The 5,740-nt window shown below is 47.5% G+C and carries 5 protein-coding genes; all 5 read right to left on the reverse strand.

Annotated elements, in window-relative coordinates; genetic code table 11:
- Positions 1-370: 370 nt before the first annotated feature.
- From H6F91_RS05375 to H6F91_RS05395, 5 genes are read right to left on the reverse strand one after another with little or no spacing between them, the layout of a single operon-like run.
- Complete coding sequence (locus H6F91_RS05375; protein WP_190775662.1) at positions 371-1,996, reverse strand: cbb3-type cytochrome c oxidase subunit I; 1,626 nt, start codon at positions 1,994-1,996, stop codon at positions 371-373.
- A gap of 30 nt (positions 1,997-2,026) precedes the next feature.
- Entirely contained in the window at positions 2,027-2,923 is an 897-nt protein-coding gene (locus H6F91_RS05380; RefSeq protein WP_190775663.1) for a cytochrome c oxidase subunit II, read from the reverse strand.
- A gap of 11 nt (positions 2,924-2,934) precedes the next feature.
- On the reverse strand, positions 2,935-3,552 hold the full coding sequence (locus H6F91_RS05385; RefSeq protein ID WP_190775664.1) for a DUF2231 domain-containing protein: 618 nt from the start codon (positions 3,550-3,552) through the stop codon (positions 2,935-2,937).
- The gene (locus tag H6F91_RS05390) at positions 3,549-4,043 is read right to left on the reverse strand and encodes a DUF2231 domain-containing protein (protein ID WP_190775665.1); all 495 of its coding nucleotides are present in this window, start codon (positions 4,041-4,043) and stop codon (positions 3,549-3,551) included. The genes H6F91_RS05385 and H6F91_RS05390 overlap by 4 nt, the downstream gene beginning before the upstream one ends.
- Positions 4,044-4,064: 21 nt before the next feature.
- Positions 4,065-5,513: an NAD(P)/FAD-dependent oxidoreductase gene (locus H6F91_RS05395; RefSeq protein ID WP_190789246.1), complete on the reverse strand. Its 1,449-nt coding sequence runs from the start codon at positions 5,511-5,513 to the stop codon at positions 4,065-4,067.
- Positions 5,514-5,740: the final 227 nt, after the last annotated feature.

The following is a 5,740-nucleotide window of genomic DNA, read 5'->3' on the forward strand; positions in this document are numbered from 1 at the left end:
AAGCCAAGAGTATCTTTCGCTATGGTTTCGACCACCTGCGTCAAATCCTACTGAATCTGGAGTTATTCATCGATGAGTTTTTCCACGTCCTTCAATTTTTGTCCTGTACCTAGACAAAGATGATACTTTCCGATAGAAGAAACACCGGAAAACCAAAAGCCAGATTATCCCCTTTGGAAATTAGGTGGTCATTATCTGAAGATGGCTCTCCTGAGTGGATCGGGTTTCGCATCACGGGTTCCTGAGACAGAATTGATGACGATATCTAAGGTCTGCTTTAAAGGTTATTTTTGTGTGCGAGTACACGAAAAAATAACCCTTCCAATGAGCTTTAAAGCATGCCCTAAATAGAGGACAGGTCGACGATCCGTCAGTGAGATTCTCCGTAACCATAGGGTTCTGAAGTAACGGTTGGGATCTCCTCAAAGTTTTCGATCGGCGGTGGTGAAGAGGTTGTCCACTCTAGCCCGGTAGCATTCCAGGGATTGTCTGGTGCTTTGCGTCCCTGTAACCAGGAACTGACCATATTGGCAATAAAGGGTAAGGTAGACATTCCTAACAAAAAAGCTCCCAGGCTGGCAACCACATTCCATCCTGTATACTGCGGATCGTAGGACGCGATACGGCGCACCATTCCCTGTAAGCCGAGTGGATGCATGGGAAAGAAGTTGAGGTTTGCGCCAATGAAGGTGAGCCAGAAGTGCAGCTTGCCCCACCCCTCAGAATACAAGCGCCCGGTAATTTTGGGAAACCAGAAGTAAATCCCAGCATAAAGTGCCATTGTGACAGTGTTGAACACCACGTAGTGAAAGTGACCAACAACAAAGTGAGTATTGTTAACGTGAATGTCAAAGGGTACAGCAGCCAGCATCACTCCGGTAATGCCTGCGAACAGAAACATTGCCACACCTCCTAACGCAAACAGCATCGGGGTCTGGAAATGCAACTTACCTCGCCAAACGGTTGCAGTCCAGGCAAACACTTTGATTCCCGTTGGTACTGACACCATCATTGATGTTGCCATAAACAAGATTCGCATCCAGTTGGGAGTGGCACTAGCAAACATATGATGGGCCCAAACCAAAGTACTAATGAGGCTAATCAGTAGAGAGGAAACAGCGACAGTCTTGTAGCCAAATAGCGGTTTGCGGGCAAAGGCAGGAATCACTTCTGAGAAGACGCCAAAGGCTGGTAATGCCATGACGTACACCGCAGGATGAGAGTAAAACCAAAACAAATGCTGGTAGATTACCGGATCACCTTGATTGAAAGGGGTGAAAAAATCTGTACCAAAGGAGAGGTCGAACAGCAGCATAACCAGTGCACCTGTCAGGGCAGGCAACCCGAACAGTTGTAACAATTGAGCACTGAATGTCGTCCAGACGTAAACTGGCATCCGGAAGAAGGTCATCCCTGGAGCCCGCATCTGCACGATCGTTGTGATCAGATTTACAGCACCCATGATGGACGATACTCCAGAGAGTGCGACCGCTAGTAGCCAGATGAACTCCCCGTTGATCAGATGCCCCGACGGATTTTGAATGCTTACGGGAGGATATGACCACCAACCTGCTTGAGCTGCACCGCTGGGCAGAAAAAAGCTGGACAACAGCAAGACCCCTACAACTGGAATGAGCCAAAAGGCAATTGCATTCAGCACTGGAAATGCTGTCTCTCTCGCTCCAATCATCAGCGGCACCAGATAGTTTGCTAGTCCCACGTTTGCCGGAAAGATCCACAGGAAGATCATGATCGTGCCGTGCATCGTGAACAGCCCGTTGTATAAGGAGCGATCGACGAGATCCAATTGTGGGGTGAGCAGTTCGGCACGCACAATCATGGCAAACAAGCCACCCACCAGGAAGAAGAGAAAGGCAGTGACGAGATACTGAACACCAATTACCTTATGGTCGGTGCTAAAGCTGAAATAGCGTTTCCAGCTCACTTGTTCGGGTTTGAGCGAATTACCAGTACCTTCAACAGGAATGTTCGTCATCACTTACCTTTTTATGTTGATTGTTCACTGCTATTTGTTTACAAGGGAAGGCTGGGCAGGTGGAACAGTGCGCCAATTGCTTCTCATTGGGGTTGCGGGAGATTGAGTGTGTTCAGATATTGCGAGATTCACTGCCGCAACAGGCGGACGGACCGTGGTTTGAGCCAACCACTGGCTGTAACGTTCAGGAGAATCAACAAACACAGTTGCTTCCATGAGGGCAAAATAAGTGCCACTAAATTGAGAGTCGTGTAGTTGATATTGACCGATGCGATTTGGAGTAAATTTGAATGCGATCGTCTGGCCCGGAATGATGTCTTGCTTGATACGAAAGTTAGGTACAAAGAAGCCGTGTACGACATCCTCGGACTGCAACATTAAGTGGACGGGTCGATTAACGGGAAGATGTAATTCCGTACTGGTAACACTGTGGTTAGGATAGCGGAACGACCAAGACCACTGTTTCGCAATTACTTCAATTTGTTCAGCAGGCTGCGTTTCGCTAGTGACTGTATCAGCAGCGTAGGCGGGAGTTCCTAAAAGATGTAGATGGACTAGGGGCAAGGCACCGAGCGTATTCATGCGCTGGTAAATATTGTAGCTATAAGTGGCAATCCAGATCACTAACAGGATTGGAATCACCGTCCAGGTAATCTCTAACCTTAGATTGCCTCGAATGGGAGGTGCGTCACTCGTGTCCTGGCTAGCGGCTCGGTAGAACAGGATTGAATAAACCAGTACGCCAAATACAGCTAGAAAGACGATCGTTCCTAGTGTCACCAGAAAGCTAAACAAATGGCCCACCGGTTCGGCTTCTACAGCAGCGGCGATCGGGAGCCAATCATAGGCTTGCTGTCCCATGGCATGACTGGTAAGAATGATCACGCCAACATAAATTGCCAATAGCACAATGTTAAAAGTTCGCATGATAATCACATTTAAGGCTGAAGAACTTGATTGGGATTTTTACCTTGCTGAATCAGCCCAGCAGCCGTGCCATGTACACCAAACTCGGCTCCTAATTGCGCCCCCAAGGTGCCGTGAACAAACATATAACCCAAGATGAAAACGCCGACCAGCAGATAGCTCCACTGCACCTGTTGAGGATGATTTTTGCGCCAGCGAAATCGTTGGTATCCTCGCCAGATTGTCATCGCCACAATGAAAGTGAGCAACAGCACTCCGCCAACGCCATGTAACAGCATGGTCGTTCCCGCTCCCAACCCCCAGTCACTCTTCACGTCTACAGGAGGATTTGCCAGCAGCATCTCGAAAAAGCCTGCTGCCACAGTAAAAAACGTAATGACGGATGCGGCGACGGCGTTGTACCATGCTACGTCAAAAAAGTTAGACCGGCTGACTGGCATGGAGAAAAACTTTAGCACTGAGCGCTCTAATGGAAACAACGAGCCTGCAAAATCAAAAGCAATTGCAATAATAAATAAACCTAACGTTAGATGAACAAAGTTAGGATGCAGTGGAAAGCGATAGGGTAATCCATTTATTCCTAGTTCCATTCCCAATTGCTTTAACTGGTCAATTAACTGTGGATTCATTTTAGAAGCCCTTGTCTCGTTGCCTCAACGACAGGAACTGTATGCAGCCCATACACCCAGACCACCAAGCTACCAAGATAAACTTGTAAACAAACGAGACACATCAAAAATGTAGCTGTACCCAGGTAAACCACGGGTACTTTTAGTGGATCACGCACTCGAATGATGCCGCGCCATGCCGTAATCACAACTAGAATCACGGCAATTGACCAGCCATTGACGGTGTGCCAATTCAATACAGGTTGAACAACCGAATAGGGTTGTGCTAATCCTGCTTCAAACTCACCGAGAATTACAGCAGCAAAAACCGCAATTGATGCTACAACTAGATTCCACCAACTTACTTCAAACATACGGTGATTACGGCTAAGATAACCAGTAACATCACAAAAATAAGAAAAAAATACCATTGCAATTACAAAATGAACAATAATTGGATGAATAGTATCTGGATAGGGAAGGTTCTGGTCATTCAACAGCGGTAGAGGCATCGTGTTCTCCTGGTAATAGAACTATGGAACAGGTTGCGTAGTTGATGACTGTGGTTGTCTGAGTTCTTCGGAGGGTGGTGTTCGTAAACCAAAATAAGCAGCAATCAGGAAGATGATTGGCGCGACGACAGCTAACGCTTTGATGAGCGATCGCTCTCGTTTCTCGACAGGAGAGAGAGGGTGTTTTATAGCGGTTTCCGACTCCAATTTAGGTCGGTGGTAGCGATGAAAAGTTTCTTGCTTTAGCCATTCAGTAGTTGCCTTAAAGTCATGTAGTGGTGTGGGCAGTAGTTCCAAATACGCAGCACTACGGATTAGATCAGCGGGTTTACCTGTCACCTGCACTTCGTCAAATAAGTTTGCGACTCCATTGTTTAATCCCAGTTTCATTAGAGTACCGCGAAGACTCACACGGGCTGGGTTAGGGGATGCACCGTTGGTCAGCATGATCAGATTATGCGCAATACTCGCGCCTTGTTGGTATGCGACCTGTGCCAGAGCAGGCTGGGGTTGCTGCTGCACGTCCGCGCAATCTCCTGCGGCAAACACTTCTGGAAAATCTAGCAGTTGCAGAGTTGGGCTGACGAGCGGTAGACCATGTTTGTCTAGATGATCGGCACGAATCTGGGACTTGAGAGTTTGAATGAGCGGGTTCACTGCAGTCCCTGCTGTCCAAATGGTAGTTTGGGCCAACAGCATTTTTGTCTCAGTGCTGCCAGCAGGTTGATACTCCAGATGGTCTGCATCAACGGACTTCACGCTTACACCTAATATCAATTCAACGGGCACGGTTCGAGTTCTGAAAGCATGGAGAGCGTTCTCCTTTAAACCGGCATTAACATCGCCTGCAAGAATTGTCTTGCCATGATTGACCAGGACAATGCGAATTTCACGCATGTCGCCGCCCAGTTGAGCGTACCAATAAGGCAATAGATCCGCCAGTGTTGCCGCCATTTCTACCCCTGTTGGGCCTGCTCCAACTACAGCAAATGTCAGCAGCGATCGCCGTTGCACCTCATCTTTCATCTGGCTGGCGCTTTGTAAGCACTCTCGTAACTGGTGTTTCAGGGCAATTACATCCTCTCGTGTCCGAAAGGCAAAAGCATTTTCCTGTGCACCCTCTGTTCCCAAGTATCCCTGAATACTACCAACGGCCAGGACAAGATGAGCATACGTATAGTCTGAGCCAGAAGCTAACATGAGATGTTTTGCTCCCAGGTCGATCGCCACTACTTTGTCCTGTACAAAGCTGACATTGCTACCTTGCAGCAACTCTTTATAGGTCGGACAAACGCTATCTTCTGTCAATTCATCTGTCAGTAGCTCATACAATAGAGGCTTGAAGACAAACCGCTCTTGCGGATCAATTAGAATGACCGAGCGAAGATCATGCTGGTGGCGCAGATGCAACGCTGTAAAAAGCCCCGTAAAGCCCGCTCCGACAATTACTGTAGGGTGAGGAGAATTCATTTTAGGAAAGGATAGAGGAACAGCAAGCAACCTGATAATTGGCTGAGAAATGCAGCCCTTTTGTCCGTTCAACTAAAGATAGGCAGGTAATCAACTACGCTCCCAATCAAGAACGAGCTATGTTTATTTGTGGTGTATGAGTAAAGGAGAAGAAACGGCGTATCCTGCTGGATAAGGAAAAAGACCAGACGAGGATACACCATGAATAACGACAATCTTATTGCATT

It is taken from the genome of Leptolyngbya sp. FACHB-8 (genome assembly GCF_014695575.1).
In the GTDB taxonomy this organism is placed as follows: Bacteria; Cyanobacteriota; Cyanobacteriia; order Elainellales; family Elainellaceae; genus Vacuolonema.